The organism is Tessaracoccus rhinocerotis, assembly GCF_007197885.1.
In the GTDB taxonomy this organism is placed as follows: domain Bacteria; phylum Actinomycetota; class Actinomycetes; order Propionibacteriales; family Propionibacteriaceae; genus Arachnia; species Arachnia rhinocerotis.
Map to the genome: position 1 here is coordinate 63,623 of NZ_VKKG01000004.1, position 25,729 is coordinate 89,351.

Annotated in this window: 19 protein-coding genes; 15 read left to right on the plus strand and 4 right to left on the minus strand. The window is 69.4% G+C overall.

From position 1 onward, the window contains the following. The first annotated feature begins 183 nt into the window (after positions 1–183). The 7 genes from FOJ82_RS10360 to FOJ82_RS10390 all read left to right on the plus strand — a co-directional run bounded on the left by FOJ82_RS10360 (position 184) and on the right by FOJ82_RS10390 (position 11,179). Positions 184–1,203 (plus strand): LacI family DNA-binding transcriptional regulator, encoded by a 1,020-nt coding sequence (locus FOJ82_RS10360; RefSeq protein WP_143938420.1) that lies wholly within the window; start codon positions 184–186, stop codon positions 1,201–1,203. Positions 1,204–1,211: 8 nt separating this feature from the next. After that, entirely contained in the window at positions 1,212–2,495 is a 1,284-nt protein-coding gene (locus FOJ82_RS10365) for a sugar ABC transporter substrate-binding protein (RefSeq protein ID WP_143938421.1), read from the plus strand. A gap of 2 nt (positions 2,496–2,497) precedes the next feature. Further along, the gene (locus FOJ82_RS10370; protein ID WP_143938422.1) at positions 2,498–3,424 is read left to right on the plus strand and encodes a carbohydrate ABC transporter permease; all 927 of its coding nucleotides are present in this window, start codon (positions 2,498–2,500) and stop codon (positions 3,422–3,424) included. Continuing rightward, the gene (locus tag FOJ82_RS10375; protein WP_143938423.1) at positions 3,424–4,245 is read left to right on the plus strand and encodes a carbohydrate ABC transporter permease; all 822 of its coding nucleotides are present in this window, start codon (positions 3,424–3,426) and stop codon (positions 4,243–4,245) included. Before FOJ82_RS10370 ends, FOJ82_RS10375 begins: the two co-directional genes overlap by 1 nt. A 46-nt stretch (positions 4,246–4,291) precedes the next feature. Further along, positions 4,292–5,809 carry a glucoamylase family protein gene (locus FOJ82_RS10380; RefSeq protein WP_143938424.1) on the plus strand — a complete coding sequence of 506 codons (1,518 nt, stop codon included), beginning with the start codon at positions 4,292–4,294 and terminating at the stop codon, positions 5,807–5,809. A 1-nt stretch (position 5,810) separates the two neighbouring features. Then, positions 5,811–7,640, plus strand: a complete 1,830-nt coding sequence (locus tag FOJ82_RS10385) for a glycoside hydrolase family 3 protein (protein WP_143938425.1) — start codon at positions 5,811–5,813, stop codon at positions 7,638–7,640. Positions 7,641–8,152: 512 nt separating this feature from the next. After that, positions 8,153–11,179, plus strand: a complete 3,027-nt coding sequence (locus tag FOJ82_RS10390) for a cellobiose phosphorylase (protein WP_143938426.1) — start codon at positions 8,153–8,155, stop codon at positions 11,177–11,179. Positions 11,180–11,298: 119 nt separating this feature from the next. Here the strand turns inward: FOJ82_RS10390 and FOJ82_RS10395 are convergent, their stop codons facing one another. From FOJ82_RS10395 to FOJ82_RS10410, 4 genes are all read right to left on the minus strand, one after another. Continuing rightward, a complete protein-coding gene (locus tag FOJ82_RS10395; protein WP_143938427.1) occupies positions 11,299–12,447 on the minus strand; it encodes a baeRF3 domain-containing protein in 1,149 nt (382 codons plus the stop codon). 92 nt (positions 12,448–12,539) lie between these two features. After that, positions 12,540–13,004 carry an aminoacyl-tRNA deacylase gene (locus FOJ82_RS10400; RefSeq protein ID WP_143938428.1) on the minus strand — a complete coding sequence of 155 codons (465 nt, stop codon included), beginning with the start codon at positions 13,002–13,004 and terminating at the stop codon, positions 12,540–12,542. Positions 13,005–13,043: 39 nt separating this feature from the next. Next, on the minus strand, positions 13,044–15,149 hold the full coding sequence (locus FOJ82_RS10405; RefSeq protein WP_185975732.1) for an alpha-galactosidase: 2,106 nt from the start codon (positions 15,147–15,149) through the stop codon (positions 13,044–13,046). A 138-nt stretch (positions 15,150–15,287) separates the two neighbouring features. Next, the gene (locus FOJ82_RS10410; protein ID WP_143938430.1) at positions 15,288–16,565 is read right to left on the minus strand and encodes an ABC transporter substrate-binding protein; all 1,278 of its coding nucleotides are present in this window, start codon (positions 16,563–16,565) and stop codon (positions 15,288–15,290) included. 424 nt (positions 16,566–16,989) lie between these two features. Here FOJ82_RS10410 and FOJ82_RS10415 point away from each other — a divergent pair, with 424 nt between their 5' ends. The 8 genes from FOJ82_RS10415 (at position 16,990) to FOJ82_RS10450 (ending at position 25,722) form a co-directional block, all read left to right on the plus strand. Beyond that, entirely contained in the window at positions 16,990–17,580 is a 591-nt protein-coding gene (locus FOJ82_RS10415; protein ID WP_185975733.1) for a DUF2291 family protein, read from the plus strand. After that, a complete protein-coding gene (locus FOJ82_RS10420) occupies positions 17,577–19,157 on the plus strand; it encodes a sugar ABC transporter ATP-binding protein (RefSeq protein WP_221933118.1) in 1,581 nt (526 codons plus the stop codon). The genes FOJ82_RS10415 and FOJ82_RS10420 overlap by 4 nt, the downstream gene beginning before the upstream one ends. Continuing rightward, a complete protein-coding gene (locus FOJ82_RS10425; protein WP_185975734.1) occupies positions 19,154–20,275 on the plus strand; it encodes an ABC transporter permease in 1,122 nt (373 codons plus the stop codon). The genes FOJ82_RS10420 and FOJ82_RS10425 overlap by 4 nt, the downstream gene beginning before the upstream one ends. A 67-nt stretch (positions 20,276–20,342) precedes the next feature. Then, positions 20,343–21,395 carry a D-ribose ABC transporter substrate-binding protein gene (locus FOJ82_RS10430; protein WP_221933119.1) on the plus strand — a complete coding sequence of 351 codons (1,053 nt, stop codon included), beginning with the start codon at positions 20,343–20,345 and terminating at the stop codon, positions 21,393–21,395. A 149-nt stretch (positions 21,396–21,544) separates the two neighbouring features. Continuing rightward, the gene (locus FOJ82_RS10435; RefSeq protein ID WP_143938432.1) at positions 21,545–22,423 is read left to right on the plus strand and encodes a transketolase; all 879 of its coding nucleotides are present in this window, start codon (positions 21,545–21,547) and stop codon (positions 22,421–22,423) included. Continuing rightward, a complete protein-coding gene (locus FOJ82_RS10440) occupies positions 22,420–23,349 on the plus strand; it encodes a transketolase family protein (protein WP_143938433.1) in 930 nt (309 codons plus the stop codon). Before FOJ82_RS10435 ends, FOJ82_RS10440 begins: the two co-directional genes overlap by 4 nt. Beyond that, on the plus strand, positions 23,346–24,743 hold the full coding sequence (locus FOJ82_RS10445) for an FGGY family carbohydrate kinase (RefSeq protein WP_143938434.1): 1,398 nt from the start codon (positions 23,346–23,348) through the stop codon (positions 24,741–24,743). The genes FOJ82_RS10440 and FOJ82_RS10445 overlap by 4 nt, the downstream gene beginning before the upstream one ends. Before the next feature lies 1 nt (position 24,744). Next, positions 24,745–25,722, plus strand: a complete 978-nt coding sequence (locus tag FOJ82_RS10450) for a sugar phosphate isomerase/epimerase family protein (protein WP_143938435.1) — start codon at positions 24,745–24,747, stop codon at positions 25,720–25,722. Positions 25,723–25,729: the final 7 nt, after the last annotated feature.

Below are 25,729 nucleotides of genomic sequence, written 5' to 3' on the forward strand. Positions count from 1 at the left end.
CTGTCGACACCTGCCCTGTGCGTGGACACCTGCCCTACAAGGCAGGTGTCGAGGGACAACGCTGGTGTTGAGGCTTCAAGCGGGGTCTAGGCCCGGCCCCAATTCGTGCAAGCGCTTGCATACGTGGACGGAGAGGCTTACAGTTTGGTTAAGCGGTTGCACAGGTCAAGGAGGACCTCAGGAATGCTCGCAACGATCTATGAAGTGGCCCGTCGTGCAGGAGTCTCCACGGCGACCGTTTCGCGTGCGCTCCGCGACGACCCCCGCATCACCGCCTCCACCAGGGAGAAGGTGCTGCAGGCCGCCGACGACCTCCACTACGTGCCCAAGGCCGCGGCCCAGGCCCTCGCGGGCTCCGTCACCCGGTCCCTGGGCATGGTGCTGCCGCACCTGCGCGGCAGCTACTACGCCGAGCTCGCCGTCGGGTTCGAGTCCCGGGCCAGCGAGCTGGACTGCTCGGTGCTGCTGCTGCGGGCCGACCCGGCGGCCGACTCCCGATCGGCCGTGCGTCGGCTCGCCGGCCAGGTGGACGCGCTGGCCTTCATGGCCCGCAGCGTGGTCTCCGACGACCTGATCGCCAAGGTGGGCAAGGGCCGGCCCACCGTCACCGTCGCGCGCGGCCGCGTCACCGGCCACCCCGCCATCTACGCGGAGTCCGAGGCGCCCGCGCACGCCCTGACAACCCACCTCATCGAACACGGCCGACGGCGGCTCGCCTTCGTCGGTCCAGCCGGCGACGGCTCCGACATCGCCGCCCGGTACGAGGGATTCTCCCGGGCGCTCATAGAGGCCGGCCTCGAGGTGCGGCCCAGCATCGACGTCGAACTCGACGAGGACGCCGGTCGACGCCTGGCCCACAAGCTCCACGACGAAGGCCTCCCGTACGACGCACTGGTCTGCGGCAACGACGAGGTGGCCGCCGCCGTCGTCTTCGAACTACAGGAACTGGGTGTGGACGTCCCCGCCCGGATCGCAGTGGTCGGCTGGGACGACATCCGGGTATCCCGGTACCTCCGGCCCGGCCTCACGACGGTGCGCCAGCCCGTCACACAACTCGGCGCGACGGCCGCCGAGTTCCTGCACCGGATGCTCTCCGGTGACGCGGTGGAGGACGTGACGGTGCTCCCGGCAGACCTCGTCCACCGCCAGTCCTGCGGCTGCCCGAAGGGCAGCCCCCTCACCACCACCCCCCGAACGGAATGAGGAGAACGATGAACACCAGGAAGCGTGCCCTCGTGGCACTCACGGCAGCACTGTCGCTGCTGAGCATCGCGGCCTGTGGTCGCGACGACACGGCCGACCCCGGAGAGGAGCCCGCCGGCGGCGAGTCCTCCGAGATCGCCGAGGGCCCCGCCACCGGCAGCCTGGAGGTCTGGGCGATGGGCGCGGAGGGCGAGAAGCTCCCGGAGCTCGCCGAGGCCTTCATGGCCGAGAACCCCGACCTCGAGATCAACGTCACCCCGGTCCCCTGGGAGTCGGCGCACGACAAGTTCACGGCGTCGATCGCCGCCGGCACCGCGCCGGACCTGGCGCAGGTGGGCACCACCTGGATGGGTGAGTTCGTAGCGCTCGACGCGCTCGATCCAACGCCGGCCCTGATCGACCAGGGCAAGTTCTTCGAGGGTGCCCAGCAGACCACCATGGTCAACGAGACCTCGTACGCCGTCCCTTGGTACGTCGAGACGCGCCTCGTGTTCTACCGGACCGACCTCGCCGAGCAGGCGGGCATCACCGAGACGCCGTCCGACTGGGAGGGCCTGAAGGAGATGGCGAAGGCCTACCAGGACAACGGTGCCGAGTGGGGCATCAACCTGCAGCCCGGCGGGACCGGGTCCTGGCAGACCGTGCTCCCCCTGATGTGGTCCAACGGCGGCTCCATCACCACCGAGGACGGCTCCGAATTCGCCTTCGACTCGGAGGAGAACGTCGAGGCCCTGACCTACTTCCAGTCCTACTTCACCGACGGCATCGCCAACACCGCCCCGACGCAGGGCACCACGGAGGCCGACTTCGCATCGGGCGCCGTGCCCATGTTCATCTCCGGTCCCTGGATGATGGCCGCCGTGGAGGCCGCGGGTGGTGAGGGCTTCGCCGACAAGTACGACGTGATGCCCATGCCGGAGGCCGAGATCAGCGCGTCGTTCATCGGCGGCTCCAACCTCGCCGTGTTCAAGAACAGCGAGAACCGCGACGCCGCTTGGAAGTTCGTCGACTACCTGACCCAGGAGGAGACCCAGGTGGAATGGTTCGGCCTGACCACCGACCTCCCGTCGGTCCAGGCCGCCTGGGACGACGAGAGCCTCTCGGGCAACGAGATGCTCTCCAAGTTCGGCACGCAGCTGGAGACCGCGTTCGCGCCCCCGTCGATCCAGACGTGGGAGCAGATCGCCAACGCTTTCGACTCGCAGGTGGAACAGGTGGCCAAGGCCGACCTGGACCCGGCAGAGGCCATGGCGGCCATCCAGCAGGAGGCCACCTCGATCGGCATGGGCTGACCATGACCACCGAGGTCGCTCCCGCAGCCACGGAGCAGCGCCCGCGTGCCGGCAGACGCAACTCGAGCGAGGCCCGGGCCGGGCTCCTGCTCGCCCTGCCGTTCGTGGTGCTGTTCTCGGTGTTCACGTTGTGGCCGGTGCTGCAGTCGATGTTCATGAGCTTCACCGACACCCGGATCACCGACATCAGGACCCCGTTCCAGGTGAACTTCGTGGGCTTCGAGAACTACGCCAAGGCCCTGGGGGACCCGGTCTTCCGCCGGGCCGCGCTCAACACCGGCGTGTTCGTCGTGGTGGGCGTGCCGCTGACGCTGGCCTGCGGGCTGGCGGCGGCGGTGGCCCTCAACAAGGGCATCACCAAGTTCCGCAGCGTCTTCCGGGTGGGCTTCTACACGCCCGTGATCACCAGCATCGTTGCCGTCGCCGTGGTGTGGCGGTTCCTGCTGCAGCCCGACTCCGGCCTGGTCAACACCGTGCTCGGCTGGGTGGGCATCGACGGCCCCAACTGGTTGGGTGACACCCGCACGTCGCTGCTCTCGCTGATCGCGATGGCGGTGTGGCGCAACTTCGGCACCGGCATGATCATCTTCCTCGCCGGCCTGCAGGCGGTGCCCTGGAACCTGCACGAGGCGGCCTCCATCGACGGCGCCTCCGCGTGGCAGCGGTTCTGGTACATCACCCTGCCGATCCTGCGCCCGACGGTGCTGTTCGTCATGGTGACCACCACGATCGGCTACCTGCAGTTCTTCGAGGAGCCGTTCGTCATGACCCAGGGCGGCCCGCTCAACAGCACGCTGTCCGCCTCGATGTACACCTACCAGCAGTTCGGCTTCGGCAACTACGGCCTGGCCGGCTCGATGGCGTACCTCACGTTTCTGGCGATCCTGCTGGTGACACTGGTCCAGTTCCGAGTGACGAGGGAGAAGTGATGAATCAGTCACGCTCGATGGCGGTGCTCTACGTCATCCTCTCCATCCTCCTGCTGATCGTGATCATGCCGTTCATCTGGATGTTGCTCGGCAGCCTGAAGTCGCAGGGCGAACTGCTCCAGGTGCCGCCGACGTTTCTCCCGGAGGCGCCCTCGTGGGACAACTTCGCCCGACTCTTCCAACGCCTGGACTTCGGGCGCTACTTCCTCAACTCGACGGTGGTCGCCGTCGTGGTGACCGTCGCCAACCTGGTCTTCTGCTCGATGCTCGGCTACGCGCTGGCGCACCTCAACTTCCCCGGCAAGAAGATCATCTTCGGTGCAGTACTGGGGACGCTGATGATTCCCGGCCTGGTGACGTTCATCCCGCAGTTCGTGCTGGTGGTGAACATGGGGCTGGGCAACACGCTGCCGGCGCTGTTCCTGCCGTTCCTGGCCGGCCCGTTCGGCGTGTTCCTGATGCGGCAGTTCTTCCTCGGCATGCCCCGCGACCTGCTCGAGGCCGGCCGTCTCGACGGGGCCAGCGAGCTGGGGATCTTCTTCCGCCTGTTCCTGCCCCTGGCCGGACCCGCGCTCGCAACACTCGGGATCCTGACCTTCCTGTCCTCCTGGAACAACTTCCTCTGGCCACTGGTGGTGGCCTCCACTGAGGACACCTACACCCTGCCCGTCGCGCTCGCCCTCGTGTCGACGGGACAGAACCAGACCGACTACGGGCTGCTGCTCGCCGGCGCGTGCGTCGTCGTGCTGCCCATCCTGCTGGTGTTCCTGTTCTTCCAGCGCTACTTCATCGAGGGCATCGCAACCACTGGAATCAAGTGAGCCCGCGGTACCCCCACCGCGGACCTGAGTCCCTAGGAGTTCGAAAATGCGAAACGACAACCTGACCCGCAGGGGTCTGCTCGGCGCAGCGGCCGGAGCCGGTGCGCTCGCCGTCGTGGGCGTCCATCCCGCGGTCGCCGACACCGGCAGGCCCGGCCGCCACGACGAGCAGCTGCTCACCTGGGCGCGCGACACGTGGGCCTCTCTGGAGGCCATGACCGACCAGAACACCGGGCTGGTGGCCGACAACATCGACGGCGACCTGGCCAGCCGCAGCGGATACACCTCGCCAACCAACATCGGCGGGCTGCTGTGGAGCGCGATCGTCGCCCGTGACCTCGGCATCATCAACCCCGGCCACTGCCGCAACCTGATCGCCCGCACCCTCCGGACGCTGGAGCGGATGAAGCGCCATGACGCCAGCGGCATGTACTTCAACTGGTACGACGAGGCCACCGCAGACGTGCTGCGTGTGTGGCCGGACAGCGGCGACGTCGTCGTCCCCTTCGTCTCCAGCGTGGACATGGGCTGGCTCGGGGCGGCGCTGCACCTGGTGGCGGAGGCCGACCCGTCCAACCGCAGGCGCGCCCGCCGACTGTACGAGGGTCTGCGCTGGGACATCTTCTACGACGAGGCATTCCGCGACGGCGGCGGCATCTACGGCGGCTTCTACGTGGAGGACCCGGGCCGGGACGACGTCGCACTGCTCCCGCCCACCATCGGCGAGGGGCCCGACCTCTACTACACCGTCAACCACCACTACGACACGGCGATCTCCGAGGCCCGGATGGCCACCTACCTGGGCATCATCCGCGGCCAGATCCCGCCCAAGGCGTACTTCTCCACGTTCCGGACCTTCCCGCCCGAGTACGACTGGCAGGAGATGCCGCCGGTCGGCGAGTGGGAGGAGCACCTGGGGGTCCCCGTCTACCAGGGCGCCTACACCTACCGCGGCTTCCAGGTGGTGCCCGGCTGGGGCGGGTCCATGTTCGAGGAGCTGATGCCGGACATCTTCGTGCCCGAGGCCGCCTGGGGACCCGAGTCCTGGGGCAGGCAGCACCCGCTGCACGTCCGCGCCCAGCGCGAGCACGGCCTCGACGACGCCCGCTACGGCTACTGGGGCTTCTCGCCCTGCTCGAACCCGGCCGGCGGCTACCGCGAGTACGGCGTCGACGCCCTCGGCCTCAACCCCACGGGCTACTTCTCAGACCAGGAGAACACCGACTACCGCTGGGACGATCCGCCGACCAGCTACGGCGACGGCGTGGTGACCCCGCACGCGGCGTTCCTGGCGATGATGTACGAGCAGGAGGAGGCCACCGCGAACCTGGCGGCGCTGCAGGCCGACTTCGACTCCTACGGCCCCGGGGGCTTCTACGACGCCATCGCCGTCCGCAGTGGCCAGGTGGCGCGTCGGCACCTGTCGCTGGACCAGTCCATGATCATGGGCTCGCTCGGCAACGTCATGCTCGACTCCCGACTGCGCCGGTACTTCGCGAGCCGCGACGTGGCCGGCGCGCTCAGGCCGGTGCTCGCCCTCGAGGAGTTCAACGTCGGCGCCTGAGATGACCCGCACCCAGTTCCTCCACTCCGACGGCGTGGGGTTCCGCGACCTCAACCACAACGGCCGCCTCGACCCCTTCGAGGACCCCCGCCGCCCGGTGGCAGAGCGCGTCGAGGACCTGCTGCCGAGGCTCTCGGCCGAGGAGCTGGCAGGCCTGATGTTCCACACGGTGATCGAGGCCGGACCCGGCGGGGAACTCCTCGCCGGGCCGGGCCGGATCTCCAAGTCCGCCACGCGAGACGTCGTCGTCGGCAAGCGGATGAACCACTTCAACGTGCACGCGCTCGTCGACGTCCGCCAGGCGGCGACCTGGGCCAACCGCCTGCAGGACCTCGCCTGCGAGACGCCCCACTCCATTCCCGTGACGATCTCCACCGACCCCCGCCACGCCGCCGCCGAGAACGCAGGCACGAGCTGGTCCTCGGGGTTCTTCTCCCAGTGGCCCGACGCCCTCGGGCTCGCCGCGCTCGGCGACGAGGACCTGGTGCGCACCTTCGCCGACGTGGTGCGCCGCGAGTACGTCGCCGTCGGCATCCGCGCGGCACTGCACCCGACGGCCGACCTCGCCACCGAGCCCCGCTGGGGCCGCCAGCGCGAGACGTTCGGGCAGGACCACGACCTGGCCGCCCGGCTGACAGTGGCCGCCCTCCAAGGGCTGCAGGGCGACCGGCTCGGCCCGCACTCGGTCAGCGCCACCACGAAGCACTTCCCCGGCGCCGGGCCGCAGGCCGACGGCGAGGACGCGCACTTCCCCTACGGCCGCGACCAGGTCTACCCCGGTGGCCGGTTCGACGAGCACCTGCACCCCTTCGAGGCCGCGATCGCCGCCGGCACCGCCGCGATCATGCCCTACTACGGCCGACCCGTCGGGCTGGTCCTCGACGGCGAACCCGTGGAGGAGGTGGGCTTCGGCTACAACCGGCAGATCCTGACCGGTCTGCTGCGGGAGCGCCTCGGCTACGACGGGGTCGTCCTCAGCGACTGGGAACTCGTCAACGACAACCTCGTCGGTGAGCAGGTGCTGCCCGCCCGCGCCTGGGGCGTCGAGCACCTCGGCCCGGAGGAGCGGATGCTGAAGCTGCTCGACGCCGGTGTCGACCAGTTCGGCGGGGAGGAGTGCGACGAACTCCTGCTGGCGCTGCTCGCCGACGGCCGCGTCGGGCGAGAACGCCTCGAGGAGTCCGCGCGCCGGCTGCTGCGCGTCAAGTTCGAGCTGGGCCTGTTCGACGCCCCGTTCGTCGACGTCGACGCTGCGCCGGACGCGGTGGGCACACCCGAGGCGGTGGAGCTCGGGGTCACGACGCAGGCCCGCTCCGTGGTCGTGTGCGCCGACGACGGCCTGCTCCCTCTGGCGGCCGGCACACGGGTGTGGCTCGACGGGGTGGCCGAGGACGCCGTCGGGGCCGGGCTGCAGTTGGTGCAGCGCCCGGAGGACGCCGACGTCGGGCTGGTGCGGCTGCACGCCCCGTTCGAGCCGAGGGACGACCTGTTCCTCGAGGCCTGGTTCCGCCAGGGCAGCCTCGACTTCCCGCCCGGTCTGCGCCACCGGCTGGCCCGGCTGCCGTGCCCGCTGCTGGTGGACGTCCGCGCCGACCGGCCGGCGGTGCTCACCCCACTGCTCGACGTGGCCCGCGCGCTGACCGTCTCCTTCGGCGTCAGCGACGGCGCCTGGCTGTTGGCGGTGACCGGTGAGGTGCCGCCCGAGGGGTGTCTGCCGGTGTCGTTCCCCAAGTCCATGGCCGCAGTGCGTGCCGCCCGCGAGGACGTGGCCGGCGACGCCGACCCGCTGTTCCCCGCCGGCCACCGTGTCCGCATCCAGCCCGTGAGGTGATCGAAGTGTCCCCACTGCCCATCCGTGCCGAGTTCACGTCCGCCGGTGCCCTGGCCCGCCTGTTCGCCGGCGACCTCAGCCTGCTGCAGTACCCGGCCTCCGAACTCGAGGCCGGCCCGCACCAGGTCTGGCTGCGCCTCCGCTCGCCCCACGGCCACGAGGCCGTCCCCCTGACGGGCCCCGCCCGTCCCGCCCCGGAGCCCACCACCGCTGGTCGAGTAGCGCCGACGAGGGGCGAGGAGGTGCGTGTCGAGACCACTTCTGGGGTCGCGGAGGGTCTCGACACGGGCGCGGGGCGCCCTACTCGACCACCGGGTTCGGGGGAGCCCTCCACCGTTGGTCGACCACCGGGTTCGGACGGACCATCCGCCGCTGGTCGACCACCGGGTTCGGGGGAGCCCTCCACTGTTGGTCGACCACCGGGTTCGGGGGAGCCCTCCACTGTTGGTCGACCACCGGGTTCGGTCGGGCCCACCACCGCTGGTCGAGTAGCGCGCGAGGGACGAGCGCGCGTGTCGAGACCCACCCTCCACGGCAACATCCGCGACATCTGCTGGCGGCTGCGGTGGCTGCAACCTGACGGCGGCGGCCGCTTCGGCTGGGAACTGCACGTCACCAACACCGGCGACCACCCCGTGGAGCTGGACGCGGTCTGGACGGTCGACCCAGCGCTCACGGAATGGGACGCGCTGCGACGCAACGAGTTCTACGTGTCCCAGTACCTGGACCTGACGCCCATCCGCGACGGCGCGGACCTACTGCTCGCCGTCCGCCAGAACATGCCCGGCCCGGCCAACCCGTGGCTCGCTCTCGGCGCCACCCGACCCGTGGTGGGTTGGTGCACCGACGCCCTCCAGTTGCGCCCGGCCGTCCCCGGAACCGGACTGGACCTCACCCGCGACCTCCCGTCGCAGCGACTCCAGCACGAGCACACCCTCGCCGGTCTCCAGACCGAGCCCTGGCTGCTGGCGCCGGGGGAGGAGGGGGTCGTGGAGTTCCGGGCCGTCGTCGAGGCGGACCACCCGTCCGCCTCCTCCGACGCGGACGCAATGCGCATCCGCGACCTCCTCCGCGACGGCTGGGAGACCCCCGAGCCCGACGTCGGTGAGCCACAGCCCGAGGCCGTGTCGACCGTGTTCAGCCCGGTCTCGTACGCGCACGGCGAACCGTTGCCGGAGGACGAACTCCTCTCCCTGCTGGGCGAGGCGTCAGGGGTCGAGCGAGGCCCGGACGGACGGGTCTGGTCCTTCTGGGCGGGTGAGTCGCACGTCGTATCGGCCGCGAAGGAGGCGGCCGTGCTGCGGCCCCACGGCCACATCATCCGGACGTCGGAGGGCCCGTTCCCGCAGGACCACACCGTCGCCGTGACCGTCTGGATGAACGGCAACTTCGCCTCCCAGCTCACGTCCGGCCACGCTTCGGCCGACCCGATCCTGTCCGTTCGCCGCAGCTACCTCGGCCTGACCCAGGCCGACGGCGTCCGCCTCTTCATCCGCCGCTCAGCCTCCGCCCCCTCCGGTGGTCGACCAGCGCGCCCAGCGACCTGGCACCTCCTCGGCCAGCCCAGTGCATGGTCGGTCGACCAGACCACGGCCACCTGGTGGTACCGCCTCGAGGACCGCACGATCCGCGTCACCACGTCCCTCGCACCGGATGCACTGACGCTGGAGGTTGCGGTCACCGGCGAGCCGATCGACCTGCTCATCTCCACCACCGGCGAGCATGGCGCGGGCGCCGATTCCGGCCCCCTCTTCTCCGACGGCGTCCCTCGCGACGGTGACTGGCGAGCGGAGGTGGTCCCGGACGTGGACAACCTCGTCCGGACAGTCCCGCTGGCACGGCCCCCCTCGAGGCTCGCAAGCTCGCACCTCAGGGAGACTGGTGCTGGTGTGCGGGAGCCGGCGTTCGGTGCCAGTCGCCCTGAGGTGCGAGCGCCAGCGAGCCTCGAAGGGCATGCCCCTGGACTGATCGGCGGTGACGCGACCGCGCAACGCCTCGCCGCGCTGCTGCCGTGGCTCGAGCACAATGCCTTCGTCCACTACCTCGCGCCGCGGGGGCTGGAGCAGTTCACGGGCGGGGCGTGGGGAACCCGCGACGTCTGCCAGGGCCCTGTCGGCCTGCTGGTGGCCACGGGCAGGCTCGACGTGATGCGCGACGTTCTGCTGGAGGTGTTCGCGGGCCAGCAGGACGACGGCGACTGGCCGCAATGGTTCGACTACCTCACCTCCCACCGCACCCCGGGGCACCGGGAGAGCCACGGCGACGTCGTCTACTGGCCGCTGCTGGCGCTGGGGGAGTACCTGCAACTGACCGGGGACCTCACCATCCTCGACGAGGAGGTCGGGTGGGTGGGCCAGGACCAACTCTTGGCCCCCACACCGGTTCGCGCCCACGTCGCTGCCGCCGTGGAGCACATCCTCGGCGCCCGCAGCGCGGACCCGCGACTGCCCGCCTACGGCCACGGCGACTGGAACGACTCCCTCCAGCCTGCGAGCCCGGAACTCGCGCGGCAGATGGTCTCCACCTGGACCGCCGGCCTGGAGATCAAGGCCCTCGAAGAACTCCTCGTCGGACTGGGAGACGCCGAACCTGGGCTCATCTCCCAGCTCGCAGGGATCATCCGCGGCACCACCGCCGCGGTGCGGGAGACGCTGCTGGTGGACGGCGAGCTGTGCGGCTACGCCGTGGTCACGACCGACGGCGTGGAACCCCTCGTTCACCCGCGCGACCGCCGGACCGGGCTGCGGCACGGGTCCCTGCAGATGATCCACGCCATCGCGGACGAGCAACTGGACCCGGAGCAGGCCGCGCACCACGTCGCCGTCATCGACGAGCACCTCGACGGCCCGGTCGGCATCTACCTGTTCGACCGCCCGGTCGACTACCACGGCGGCGAGACCCACACCTTCCTGCGCGCGGAGGCGGCGTCGTTCTGGGGTCGCGAGATCGGACTGATGTACACCCACGCCCACCTGCGCTGGATCGAGGCGCTGCTGCAACTGGGGCTGGCCGAGCGTGCCTGGCGGGCCCTGGACCTGGTGGTCCCCGACGGCCTCACCGCCAACGTCCCCGGGGCCCGTCCCCGGCAGTCCAACTGCTACTACTCCTCGGTCGACACCGCGTTCAGGGACAGGGTCGACGCCGAGCAGCGCGCCGCTTCGATGTTCGACCCCGAGTTCGGATTCGAGGGTGGCTGGCGGGTCTACTCCTCCGGCCCGGGCCTGCTCCTGCGCCTGGTCACGGAGGGTTTCCTCGGGATCCGCGCGAGCCGCGACGGCGTGGTGGTCGACCCGGTCCTGCCGACCGGAGAGCTGGAGGCAGTGGTCAACGTGGCCGGTATGCGGGTCCGGGTCAGCTACGACGTGGCCGCGCCGGGGCACGGCATCATCGGCGTCACGGCCGAGGGGAAGGAGGTGGCGACGCAACCCGTCCAGCGCCGGTACCGGTCCGGGGGCGTGCGGATCCCGGAATCCGCGTGGCGGGGGCTGGCCGACGGCCGGGACGAGGTGGCGTTGCACGTCCGGGTGGGCCGCACCTGAGTGGGCACCGGCGGAGTTCGCTGATTCCGAGACCCGGAACGATCCGGCGGCCCTGGTTTGAAACTTTTCATTTTCGTTCCGGGTCGCAGAATCAGCGGGATGGGCCACAGCCCCTGCACCTAGTAGCGCAGAACCGCCATGACGGGGCTGTCGGGGACCACCTCTCGAGAGGTCGCGTACACAAGACCGCCGTTGGCCAGCGTGTCGGCCGCAGAGGCGTCGACCTGCTCGCACACCGCGAACCGGTCATCGCCGCCCAACCGCACGACGCTGTCCCCGGCCTCGCCCGTCGCCTCCTCCCAGCAGTCCGGGTCGGAGCGCATCAGCAGCGTCTCGACCCGACCCTGCTGGGCGGCGTCGCGGATCATGCTGAGGTCGGTCGAGGATCGCCCCGATCCCTGCAACTGCTGCGCCTTCGCCACCACGTCGTCGCGCTCGGCCTGCAGCCGCGCCTCGACGAGGGGCCACGCCAGGTCGTGCAGTTCCGCCGCGGACAGCTCGTCGGGGTTGTGACGCACCGCCTCGGACAGCGTGTTCCGGTAGTTGTTGACGCCGCGGTAGGCGTCGATGTTCTTCTCGAGACCCACGAGCACCAACGGCGCGGACTGCCCGCCGAGGATCTCGTCGAGTCCGGTGGAGACCTGGCGCAGGAAGAACACCAGGTCATCCCTCCTGACGTCCTCGGCGGTGGCGCCGTGGCCGTAGAACACGGCGGGTCCGCCGCGCCTGCTGCCTATGGGGATGTTCAGGCCGCCGCCCTCCGGGTCCGGTTCCTCCAGTACGTCGGCCACGGCGGTCGGGATGTCGCCAAGTTGGACCTGTTCGACGGTGTGTCGGCTGCCGTCCATCAGGCGCACCTTGCTCTGGCTGATGGCCAGCAGGAAGAAGTGTTCGTCGGAGAGCAGGCGCATGAGGGGGCCGGTCACGAAGTGGTCCCCGATCGCGCCCAGCACGGGGAGGCGGGCTGGGATGCGGTAGGTCTGGTGCCAGCCGGGCCGCAGGAACATGGCCAGGCCGTCGCCCATGTGCTGCCATTGGGGCGAGTCGTTCAGCAGGTCGCGGGCAGGCTCCAGCAGCGCCTCGACGTCTGGGCGCCGCAGCTCCTCCAGGAGCTTGGTCTCCACCTGGTTCACGAGGTTCTTCCACTGCACCTGGTCTCCCTGGATCTCGGGGCCGGCCCGATGCGTGGGGATGAACAGTGAGAGGTGGGTTTCGTCTGCCTCGGACGAGGCGAGCGCCTGGATGTCGGTCCGATTCAGCAGGTCCATTGGTCCTCCTTGGTTCGGTCGGGCATTCCACACTAGCCGCGGGCGCGCGAGTAGGCGGTGAACAGCACCAGATCGAGCCGGGAGGGCAGGGGTCAGCGGTCGGAGACGTCCGCGACCGTCGCGTCGTAGGCCCGGATCACGTCGTCGGCGGCGACGGTGACCCCGACGCCGTGCGCGCCGCCGCCCATGGAGATGGTGTGGCCGACGATGGACTCGTCCGCGATCACGGGCCACGGGTGCAGGGCCCCGAACGGGGTGATGGTGCCGCGCTCGTACCCGGTGACGTCGCGGGCGGTGTCGGCGTCGGGCATGGAGAGCCGGCTGACGCCCAGCAGGGTGCGCAGCTTTGGCCAGGAGAACTCGCGGTCGCCGGGGACGAGCACGAACAGGTAGTCGTCGTCGCCGCGTCGCACGACGAGTGTCTTGATGAGGTCGCGCGGTTGGATGCCGCGGGCGGCGGCCGCCTCCCCGAGGGAGCGCACCCGGCCGTGCCTGGTGACCGTGTGGTCGATCCTGAGTTCCTGCAGCGCCGTCACGACCCGCGTCTCACCGTCCATGGGCCGAGCCTACTCGGGCGACCTGCCCGCAGAACCGGGTCACGCCTCCGTCAGGTGGAGCAGCATCGCCTGCATCGGCCACAGGGTCGGTAGCTGCAGGCCCACCTCCACCAGGAACGAGCCCGGCAGCGTCACCTCGCCGGCGCTCACCCACGGCGGGAGGTTCCAGCCGCACTTCGACTCGATCTCGGTGCGCACCCGCACCCGGTAGTTGCGCGCGGTGTCGAGGCCCGGGATCCGCAGCCGCTCGGCGCGGGCGTCGTCGAGCCCCGCGACGGCTGCCAGCACCACGACCGCCGCTGATGCGTCGGGGGCGATGAAGCCGGTGGCCCGCCACGCCGGGTCGACGAGCGGTGGGTGGGTCACGCGGGCGGAGTGCAGCAGGGGACGCAGTTCCTTGTAGAGGGCCGCGAACCCGCGGATCGCCTCGATCTCGGCGTCGGTGCACTCCAGGACGTTCCACTCCAGGCCCGCCGAGCCGAGCAGGCTCGTGGCCATCCGCATCCCCAGCGATGTGGTGCGCCCCGAGCTGTGGGACTCGGTGGGCCCGACGTGCGCCCCCACCAGTTCCGGCGGCAGGAGCAGCCCCGTCCAACGCTGGATGTCCTGGCGCTCGACCGGGTCGTTGGAGTCTGACGCCCAGACCCTGTCGCAGTGCGCCATGATGCCCAGGTCCGTGCGCGCCCCGCCGCTCGAGCAGGACTCGATCTCCAGGCCCGGGTGGCGTCGCTTCAGCTCGTCGATCATGGCGTAGGTGGCCAGCGTCTGCGCGTGCGTGCCGGGGCGACCGTCGTGTAGCGGCTCGACGAGGTCGCGGTTGTGGTCCCACTTGATGAAGTCCACGCCCACCTCGTCCACCACCGCCGAGATCTGCGAGCGGACGTGCTCGTACGCCTCGGGGAGGGCGATGTCGAGCACGAACTGCGTCCGCCAGGACAGCTCGGTCCGGTGGTCGAGGTGGCGCGGGTCGTGCAGGAACCAGTCGGGATGCGCCCGGGCCAGCTCGGAGTCCCGGCTGACCATCTCCGGCTCGAACCACAGCCCGAACTGCATCCCCAACCCGTGCACGCGGTCGGCCAGTGGCCTGAGGCCGTCCGGCCACACCGTCGGGTCCACCGTCCAGTCGCCGAGGCTGGTGGTGTCGTCGCGCCGACCGAGGAACCAGCCGTCGTCCAGCACGAACCGCTCGACGCCGAGTTCCGCGGCGCGCTCGGCCAGCTCGACCAGGTGGCCGGGTCGCTGGTCGAAGTAGACGGCCTCCCAGGTATTGAGGGTGAAGGGGCGGGGCGTCGACGGGTGCCCCGGCCGCGCTCGCAGCCAGCGGTGGACCCGGTCCGCGACCCCGTCGAGCCCGGCGTCGGAGTGCACGAGGAACACCGACGGCGCGGCGTATTCCTCACCCGGTGCGAGCACGATCTCGCCCGGGCGCAGCAGCTCGCCGCCGCCCAGCAGGGGGAGGGCCTCGGAGACGCGGTCGTAGCGGTAGGTGACGTCGGCGGACCACGCGACGTGGGCCGCCCACACCCGACCCTCGTGCCAGCGCGGCTCGCCGTCGGTGAGCAGGTAGAACATCGGTGCGTCGTGGCCGGGGCGGCCCCGTCGTGACTGCCGCGTCGTGGACCCGGCCGGGACGGCGGTGGTGACCGGGCGCTTCTCGCGCGCCCAGCGCCCGTCGAGCGTGGTCAGGTGCGTGGCCGAACGGGGGACGGGGAGGCTGGCCTCCACCCAGTCGACGCCCAGCGAGGCGGAGCCCGTGTTGCGGACGGTGTTGTCGACGCGGACCACGCCGCTGGCCCCGATCTCAATCGTGCACACCAGCGAGAGGCCCGCCGTGGCGTCGTGCGCGGTGATCGTCGCTGTGTGGGCGTCGCCCTCGATCTGGGCATCCCAGCGCGGGTTCAGCAGTCGCCCATCCCGATGCACCTGCAGACCCGGGCGGCCCGACCAGCCGTCTCCCTCCGTCGGCAGCAGCGTCGGCCACCAGGCCGCGTCCAGCGTTCCTGGCGCGGTCTGCCGGTCGAGGGCCGACGAGACCGCCTCCGCTCCCACCTCCGTCAGCGCGGCGCCCCAGTGCAGGACGCACGGCAGTCCGGCGGCGGGGGAGTGGAGCAGCAGCGACACGCCGTCGCGGGTCAGCAGGGTCATCGGGTTCCTCTCGGCCACACGGGCTTCTTCGGCCATGGAGCGGTTGCGGTTAACCCTACTTCCACAACGGCCCGGGGACGGCGGGTTCGCGCGTCAGGCCGGTCCCTGCCGATTCCTCTCCCACCACTTCCGCCACGATCAGCCGAGGATGACCTCGGCCTCGATGAAGAAGTCGGTCACGGCCTGGTCCACCGTGATGGCGCCCAGTCCGATGGATTTGCCCAGGTCCCAGAACGTCTGCTCGAGCGAGCCGTAGCCGACCACCGGGACCGGAGGTGCCTCGCCCACACGGTCGGAGACGGACTCGATGTAATCGGCCACCTGCTTGTCCACGCCCTCCAGAGTCGTGCCGGCCAGTTTGGTCGAGGATGCCGGGAAGCCGAGGGTGGTTCCGAAGATCTCGCCAGCCTCTGGGCTGTTCACGACGAAGTCCAGGAAGAGCGCTGCTTCCTCTGGGTGCTCGGAGGTCTCGGAGATCGCCATCTGCAGACCGCCCTGCCGGTACAGGTCCTTGGAGCCGGGAACGGCCGTCGGGGGGGCGACGATCGACATCGACTCAGCGCCGGAGTCGGCGAGATAGCTACCCAGGAAGTTGCTCCAACTCATCTCGGTCGCCGTCAGCCGGGCGCCGAAGCCAGAGATCGGGCTGAGTTCCTCGAGCCGCTGCTGCGGGGCTGTGACCCCGTCACGCAGGCCGGCGCCCGACTCCCAGTAGTCACGCAGTTCATCCTCGGTGAAGCCGAGCTGGCCGTCCTCGGTGTACAGGTTCTTGCCATTGGCGCGCAGCACCAGTTCGAAGGTCTGAATTCGTTGCGTGTAGTCGGTGCCGCCGTAGACCTCGCCGCCGCTGATGTCCGTGAAGTCGGCCATCCACTGGTCGAAGTCCTCGAAACTGGTGTCCCCCTCAGGAGCAGCCACGCCGTGTTCGGCGAGGAGGTCGTCGTTCACGAAGTTCGCCCACATGCTGTAGCCGGTGGGCAGCGAATACTGGACGTCGTTCAACCGGCCGGTGCCCAGCAACGAGTCCTCGAAGCTGGAGAAGTCGATGTGTTCCGACATCTCGGCGAGATCCAGTAGGTGACCGGGCTCGGCGTACTGGCGCAGGTAGCTGTCGGAGAACTGGAACACGTCCGGGAGGCCGCCGCCCGCAACTTCGGTCGCACGCTTCTCCCAGTAGTTCGGGAAGTCGGTGAAGGTCGTCTTGATGGTGATGTTGGGGTGTTTCTCGTTGAACGCGGTGATCAGTTCGTTGTAGCGGGTCGCACGATCGTCGTTCCCCCAGAACGCGAATGTCAGGCTGACCTCGGAAGCCGGATCGGACTCCGTGCTGGCCGGCGCGTCGGCGGCGCATCCGGAGAGCGCGAGTGCGCCGGCGAGGAAGGAACTGGCGATCAGGGTACGGCGGCGGAGTCTCATTCAAGGCCTTTCGGTCGGTCCCAAGAGGTGAGTTGGGTATCTGAGAGTGGGCTGTGACGCAGTGAGCGGCTGCGACGACGCTCAACCGGAGCTTCTTCGGCAACGGTAGCCAGCGTGGAAAGCGCTTGCCAAGGGCAAGATTACTGGTTTTTGAAACGTTACGCAATGGTCGCGACGCGGGTGATTTCCCGTTCGAAGGTTCTTGGCTGTGTGGTGGCCGCTGCGGTGCGGCGCCGCCAGAGCGCTCGTGGGGCCCCATTGACTTCTATGCAACACTGACTGTAGATTCGCCGCATACCAGTGCGATGTTGAATGAATATGCATCACGAGTCAGAGCCGACGAGGACCAATGATGAGCAACGCTCCCGAGCGACCCTTCTGGAAGAGCCCACTGTTGTGGAGAACTGTGATGTGGATCGGAGTCATGGCCGTGATCCTTGGCGGCACGCGCTTCTACGCTCCGGGCACAGAGCCCGCCGACGAAGCCGTCGGTGACGAGAACGTCATCGCTGACCCCGTGAGCTACGCGCAGGAGATCTACGAGGCGCAGGTGGTGCCCAACATCACGGACAACGCCGTGGACCTGGTGACCCTCCTGGACGCCATCGATGCTGACCCTGAGCAGGCGGGTGCAGAGCACGGCCATCGCAATGGCGACTCCCCGTTCTCCTACCCGGTGCGCGTCACCGGAACGGTGGTCGAGGGCACGTTCGGTGAGGCAGGGCTCGAGGTTGAGGGGACGGGGGACGTCACGGTAGGGGTCCAGACCGGGCCGGCCATCACGGGTACCGCAGTGCGCGACGCCACCGGACTGGTCACCTTCGAGATGTTCCTGAACCAGATCGACTTCGCCGCAGTCGCGACCGAACTCAACAACCAGGTCAAGTCCACGGTCCTCGCCGGTACCGACTTCGAGGCGCTCCTGGGCTCCGAGGTCACCGTTCTGGGCGCCTTCACCTACGACGACCCGGCGCACATCACGATCACCCCGATCCAGATCGAGGCCGACCAGTGACGGCGCACCCCGCCCACGCGCTCGACGAGGTGGTGATGTCGGCCCGCGGCATCTCCAAGGTCTACGGCGGCACCCGCGCACTCAACAGCGTCGACTTCGACATCCGTGCGGGCAAGGTCACCGTCCTCTACGGGGAGAACGGCGCAGGCAAGTCCACCCTGATGCGCATCATGTCGGGCGTGGAGTCCCCGACGGCGGGCACCCTCACCCTCGACGGCGAGGAGGTCACCTTCGCCAGTCCCGCCCAGGCGGAGGCCCGCGGCGTAGCGATCATCCACCAGGAACTGAACCTCAGCGCGAACATGACCGTCGCCGAGTCGATCTTCCTCGGGCGCGAGATCAAGCGGTTCGGCTTCGTCGACACCAAGGAGCAGGTCAGGCGCACCCAAGCCGTGCTGGACCTGCTCGAGGAGCCGATCGATCCCCGCGCCACCATCAGCAACCTGCGCCTCGGCCAGCAGCAGCTCGTCGAGATCGCCCGTGCCCTCGACGAGGATGCCCGCGTCCTGATCATGGACGAGCCGACGTCGGCGCTGTCGGCCACGGAGGTGGAGGTGCTCTTCCGCGTCATCCGGGACCTCACGGACAAGGGTGTGGCCATCGTCTACATCTCGCACCACCTCGACGAGACCCTCGAGATCGGCGACCACGCCGTCGTCTTCCGCGACGGCGAACTGGTGGCCACGGCGGAGATGCGCGACATCGACCTGAAGTGGATCGTCTCGGCAATGGTGGGCCGGTCCACCGACGACATGTTCACCGTCATCGACGCCGCCGTCGGGGACACCGTGCTGGAGGTGGACGGCCTCACCGTGGCAGACCCCACGCAGCCGGGCCGGCTCGCCGTCGACGACCTCTCGCTCTCGGTACGAGCCGGTGAGGTGGTGGGCATCTACGGGCTGATGGGTGCCGGCCGCACCGAACTGTTCGAGACCCTGATCGGCCGCAACCGCGCCCAGGCCGGGTCCGTCCGACTGTTCGGCAGGGACGTCACCAACACCAGCATCGGCGACCGGATCGCCCGCGGGATGTACCTCGTTCCGGAGGACCGGCAGAAGGACGGACTGGTCCAGGGCCAGTCGGTGGGGGCCAACCTCTCGCTCGCCTCGGTCACCCGTTTCACGAGGCTCGGCATCACCGACGGCAAGGCCGAGCGCAGCCGCAACGCCGACGTCATCGGCTCGGTGCGCGTCAAGGCCTCCAGCCAGGGTGCGCCCATCGGGTCCCTTTCCGGAGGCAACCAGCAGAAGGTGGTGGTCGGCAAGGCCCTCCTCACCGAACCGCAACTGATCCTGCTCGACGAGCCGACCCGTGGGGTCGACATCGGTGCGAAGGCGGACATCTTCAAGTTCATGGCCGAACTCGCCGGCAGCGGCGTGGGCGTACTGTTCGCCACCTCCGAGGTGGCAGAGGTGCTCAACTCCACCACCCGCATCCTCGTGATGTCCCGTGGTCGCGTGGCTGCCGAGTTCACCCCGGCATCAGCCACGCGCGAGGCCGTCCTCGCCGCCGCCGACGACTCAGAGCTCGTCGAACTCGAACACCAGCAGATGGAAACGGAAGGAGCAGCCGAATGACCGCTGCAGCCCAGCAGCCGACCCGGAACCGGGCGGCGCAGATGATCCTCGGCAACCGCTCGCTCGGTGAGTTCGTCCTCGACCAGCGCGCGTTCATCGCGCTGATCGTCCTCATCATCGTCTTCGCCAGCATGTCGGACACGTTCCTGTCCGGCTCGAACCTGGTGACCATGACCAGGCACGTCGCCTACAACGCGATCCTCGCCCTCGGCATGCTGCTGGTCATCCTGACCGCCGGCATCGACCTGTCCGTGGGATCCATCGTCGGGCTCTCCGGCATCGTCGCCGGCGTGATGCTGAAGGGGATGAACCTCACCCTGGGGGACCTCCTCAACACCACCGCCTACCCGTCGGTCCTGGTGGTGGTGCTCGTCTCGATCCTTGTCGGCACGTTCGTGGGCTGGATCAACGGCGTGCTCATCACGAGGTTCAACGTGGCACCGTTCATCGCCACCCTCGGCACCCTCTACATGGCCCGGGGCGCGGCACTGCTCATCTCAAACGGCTCCACCTTCCCCAACCTGCGCGGCAGCGAGGCCCTGGGCAACACCGGGTTCTCGTTCATCGGGACCGGGCGCCCGCTGGGGGTCCCGACGCAGATCTGGCTGATGGTCATCGTCGCCGTGCTGGTGTGGGTGCTCGTGGCGAAGACCCCGTTCGGTCGCTGGCTCTACGCCACCGGCGGCAACGCCCGCGCCGCCGAACTCTCGGGCGTCCCCGTCAAGCGCGTGACCACCCGCGTCTACATGATCTCCGGCGCCTGCGCCGCCCTCGCCGGCCTGATCATCGCCTCGGAGCTCACGTCCGCCGCTCCACAGGCCGGTGAGACCTTCGAGCTCAACGCCATCGCGGCGGTCGTCATCGGCGGTGCCTCGCTGGCCGGTGGCCGGGGCAGCGTGAAGGGCACACTCATCGGTGCCTTCGTGATCGGCTTCCTCTCCGACGGTCTCGTCCTGGTGGGCGTCTCCAGCTTCTGGCAGGTGTTCATCAAGGGAGCCGTCATCGTCCTGGCGGTCATGCTCGACCAGGTCCAGGAGCGACTCTCCACCGCCCGGGCGGCCGCGGCCGCCGCGGCCAGCGTGAAGAAGGAGAAGGAGGTGGCTGCCCGATCCACCTGATCACGCCACCTTCCCCCAATACCCCCGAAGAATCCAGAAAACCCGCGTACACATTCGAAGGAGAATCATGCGCAACAACGTGTTCGTAAAGCTGGTCATCGCCATGGTGGTCGGCGCATTCGCCCTCACCGGCTGCTCCGGCGGCACCGAGGCCGAGCCCACCCCTGATCCGACCACCGAGGCCCCGGCCGAGACCACCCCGGCAGAGACCACCGAGGAGGCCCCGGCGGAGACGGAGCCTGCCGGTGAGGCGGGCGGCCTGATCGCCGTCATCACCCCCTCCCACTCCAACCCGTTCTTCAAGGCGGAGGCCGACGCGGCAGTCGCCAAGGCAGAAGAGCTCGGCTACGAGACCACGTCTGACTCCCACGACGACGACCCGAACAAGCAGTCCCAGCTGATCGACTCGGCCATCTCCAACAACGCCGTCGCCATCATCCTGGACAACGCCGGCGCCGACGTCACCATCGGTGCGGTCGAGAAGGCCGAGGCCGCCGGCATCCCCGTCTTCCTCATCGACCGTGAGATCAACAAGACGGGCGTCGCGAAGGCGCAGATCGTCGCCAACAACTCCCAGGGCGCTGGACTCGTCGGCGAGGCCTTCGGAGCAGCACTCGAGGGCAAGGGCACCTACGTCGAACTCCTCGGCCGCGAGACCGACACCAACGCCGCGGTCCGCTCCGAGGCGTACCACGCCATTCTGGACCAGTACCCGGACATGGAAATGGTGGCCCAGGAGACCGCGAACTGGGACCAGCAGGAGGCCTTCACCAAGGTGGAGACGCTGCTGCAGCGCTACCCGGACCTGAACGGCATCATCGCCGGCAACGACACGATGGCCCTCGGAGCGGTTGCCGCCGTCGCGGCCGCCGGGAAGTCCGACCAGATCATCGTCGCCGGTTTCGACGGTGCACCTGATGCGGTCGAGGCCATCAAGGAGGGCACGCTGCTGGCCACCGGTCTGCAGCCCGCCGTCCTGATCTCCCAGATGGCGGTCGAGCAGGCCGACTCCTTCATCCGCACCGGGGACACCGGCGCTCCCGAGAAGCAGTCGGTCGACTGCATCCTCATCGACGCCTCGAACGCGGACAAGTACACCCTGTTCGGGCTCGAGGACTGAGCCGCAAACCGCTGTGATCCGGGGAGGCGTGCCGCTCTCGGCCGCCTCCCCGGCCCTCTCCAGGACACCATCCGCGGGTTGACACCAGACCACTCGCGGGTAGACTGAAGGCAAACATTCAAGCTTGAATGGATATGCAAAGGACATCCATGCTCCAGACAGACGAATCCAGGGCCGGTGCCTGGCGAGAGTTGCGCCGGAAGGTCGACGCGGCCGATCCCGCAGAGCGGGAATCGCTCATCGCGGACCAGGCCCGCATCATCCGCCGCCACATCATCACCACCATCGACGCCGCCCGCGCGGGCCACATCGGCGGTGACCTCAGCATCACCGACGTGCTCGCGACGCTCTACTTCGGAGTCCTCCGTCTGGACCCGTCCGAGGGCGACAGGCTCGAAAGGGACCGCTTCATCCTCTCCAAGGGGCACTGCGCCGCGGCGCTGTACTCGACGCTTGCCCGCGTCGGCTACTTCGCGGAGGACGAGCTGGCCAGCTTCATGGCCGCCGGTTCCGCGCTCAACGGGCACCCCAACCGCAACAAGGTGCCCGGCATCGAGACCAACACCGGCCCGCTCGGGCACGGCCTGCCCGTCGCCGTCGGCGAGGCAATCGGCCTCCGCCTCCAGGGGGTCGACTCCCGGGTTTTCGTCGCCACGGGCGACGGCGAACTGCAGGAGGGGTCCAACTGGGAGGCCCTGATGTCTGCAGGGCACTACGGCCTGGAGAACCTGACCGTCATCGTGGACCGGAACCGGCTGCAGCAGGGCGCTGGAACCGAGGAGACCAACGGACTCGACCCGTTGCCCGAGCGCCTGGCGGCGTTCGGCTGCGAGGTCCGCGAGGTCGACGGCCACTCCGTCGCCGAGCTGCTGGCGGCGTTCGGGCCCTCGACCACGGGCAAGCCCGTCGCCGTCGTGGCGAACACCACCAAGGGCAAGGGCGTTTCATTCATCGAGGACCGCGTCGAGTGGCACCACAAGGTACCCACCGCCGAGCAGGTCGCACTGGCACTGGAGGAGCTCGCATGACCGAGACTTTCGACAACCGCAAGGCATTCGCCGAGACCCTGATCGAACTGGCCGCCGACGACGAGCGGGTCGTCGCCGTCTGCAATGACTCGGTCGGCTCGTCCAACCTCGGCGGGTTCAAGGAGGCCTACCCGGACCGCCTCATCAACGTCGGCATCGCCGAGCAGAACATGGTGGGCGTGGCCGCCGGACTGGCCGCGACCGGCCTGGTCCCGTTCGTCTGCTCCGCCGGGCCGTTCCTCACCGGCCGTGCCACCGAACAGATCAAGGCCGACATCGCCTACTCGGGACACAAGGTGATCCTCTGCGGCATGAGCCCGGGAATGGCATACGGGGAACTGGGTCCCACCCACCACTCGGTCGAGGACCTGTCCTGGATGCGGGCCCTGCCCGGCCTCGACGTCGCCGTCCCCGCCGATCCCCGCCAGACCCGGCAGGCGCTGGAGGCGCTCGTTGCGGAACCGCGCGGGACGTACCTGCGCATCGGTCGCCACAAGGTCCCCACCGTCACGGACGAGGACTCCACGTGGGAACGCGGTAGGTTCAACAGCGTGCGTGAAGGCAAGGACGTCACCCTCATCGGGCTGGGAACCACGGTCGCCCGCACCATCGAGGCCGCCGACCTGCTCGCTGCCGACGGCGTGAGCGCCCGCGTGCTCAATGCGGCCTGGGTGTCCCCGCTGGACCGGGACGCCATCGTCGCGGCCGCCGAGGAGACCAGGGTGATCGTCGTGGCGGAGGAGGCCAACATCTCCGGAGGCTTGTCCGCCGCCGTCGCGCAGGTGGTGGCGGAGCTGGGGATCGGTACGAAGGTGATCCCCGTCGGCCTCACCGAGTTCGCGCCCACCGGCAGCAACGACTGGCTCCTCGAGCACTTCGGCCTGACCGGTGGCAACATCGCCGAGGTCGCCCGGGAAGCACTGTGATCCTCGCCGTCGACCAGGGCACCAGCTCCACGAAGGCCACGCTCTTCGATGCGTCCGGTGCCCCCGTGGCCAGCGCCGCCGTGCCGTTGGTCCAGTCCCACCCCTCCCCGGGATGGGTGGAGCAGGACGCAGTCCTGATTCTCGGCAGCGTCCGGGAGGTGATCGCCCGCATCGCGGACGAGCACGCGGTGGAGGCCGTCGCGCTCAGCACCCAGCGGGAGTCGGCGCTGGTCTGGGACAGGGCCAGCGGGCAGCCGGTGGGGCCGATGCTCGGCTGGCAGGATCGTCGCACCGCCTCCCGGGCCGTGGCCCACGCCGCCCAGGCGGCCCGGGTGAGGGCGATCACGGGCCTGCCGCTGGATCCGATGTTCTCGGCGCTCAAGCTGGCCTGGCTGCTCGACCGGGTGGACCCGGACAGGTCCCGCTCAAGGCGGGGCGAGCTGGCCGTAGGAACCGTCGATTCCTGGCTGGTCACCGCCCTCACCGGGGAGCACCGCATCGAGGCTGGAAACGCATCGCGCACCCAACTGCTGGACCTCGGCACGGGCGAGTGGAGCGAGGAGTTGTGCGAGCTGTTCGACATCCCCGACGCCCTGCTGCCCCGCGTCGCGGCCTCCGACGAGCCCACCGCGGAACTCACCGACCTGCCGGGGCGCAGCATCCACGCGATCCTCGGGGACTCCCATGCCGCACTGTTCGGCCACGGCGTGCGCCGGCCGGGCGCTGTCAAGGCAACCTACGGCACCGGCTCCTCGGTGATGGGCCTGGCCGCCGATGCCGGCGACATCCCCGACGGTCTCGTCGGCACCCTGGCCTGGCGGCTGGGCGACGTCCCACAGGTGGCCTTCGAGGGAAACATCCTCGCCAGCGGCGCCACCCTGGCGTGGCTGTCCCGACTGCTCTCACGACCCGTGGAAGAACTGGTGGCGTTGGCCCGGGACGTCCCGAGCACGCACGGCGTCACGCTCGTGCCGGCCATGTCCGGCCTGGGCGCACCGCACTGGGATCCGGATGCGCGCGCCGTGCTCGTGGGCTTCGACCTGGGCACAGAGCCCGCCGTCCTTGCCAGAGCAGCGATGGAAGCCATCGCGCACCAGATCACGGACGTCCTGGATGCCGCCGCCACCGCCGCCCCGATCGAGAGCATCCTCGCCGACGGCGCACCCGCTGCCGACGACTTCCTCATGCAGTTGCAGGCCGACGTCGCCGGCCGAACGGTGCGCCGCCCCGAACTGACCGGACTGTCCGCACGCGGAGCCGCCCAGCTGGCGGCCGAAACCATCGGTGGATCCTTCGACGCCGTCGAGTCCACCACCTTCACCCCCGCCGGGGACAACCGGGCCACGCGCGCCCAGTGGTCCCGGGCACTCAACCTCACCCGCAAGGAGAACTGACATGTCCAACCTCCGCTTCGGTGCCGGCATCTGGCACTTCGCCACCTACGTGGACCGCTACGCCACCGACGGCTACGGCGACTCCCGCAGCATCCTCGACGCCATCGAGCTCGCCGGCAAAGTCGACGACCTCTCCGTCGTCGACCTGAACTACCCCTTCTTCGGCGGGGACTTCACCAACGAGCAGGTCAAGACCGCGCTCGAGGCGCAGAACCTGTCCGTCATCGGCATCACCCCGGAGATCTACACCAAGGTCTTCCGCAAGGGCGCCTTCACGAACCCCGACCCGGGGGTCCGGCGCCTCGCCCACGACCTCATTACCGAGGCCGCTGACGTCGTGCGCTACTTCGGTGCGGACTACGTGAAGCTGTGGCCGGGCCAGGACGGCTGGGACTACCCGTTCCAGGTCAACCACCGCCGGCTCTGGGAGCTCTCGCTCGAGGGCCTCGGCCAGCTCGCCGAGGAGAACCCCGACCTGAAGTTCGTCGTCGAGTACAAGCCGCGCGAGCCGCGCAACCACATGTCCTTCGACTCGGTGTCCCGCACGCTCCTGGGAATCGAGAAGATCGGCCTGCCCAACATCGGCATCCTGCTCGACTTCGGCCACGCGCTGTACGGCGGCGAGTCCCCGGCGGACTCCGCCCAGCTGGCCATCGACTACGGGCGTCTGTTCGGGATGGACGTGAACGACAACCTTCGTTCATGGGACGACGACATGATCGCCGGAACCGTCCACCCCATCGAGTTGATGGAGTTCTTCCACGTGCTGCGCAGCAACAACTGGGAGGGCGTGTGGCAGCTGGACCAGTTCCCCTTCCGGGAGGACTCCGTCGACGCCGCCAACATGGCCATCGACTTCCTGAAGCGGATCGACGCAGCCCTGAACCGTCTCGACGTCGAAGAACTCACCGCCGCGCAGGAGGCCCAGGACGCGGTCAAGGCCAACCGACTCGTGCAGCAGGCCCTCTACGGAGGCTGAGCCCCTG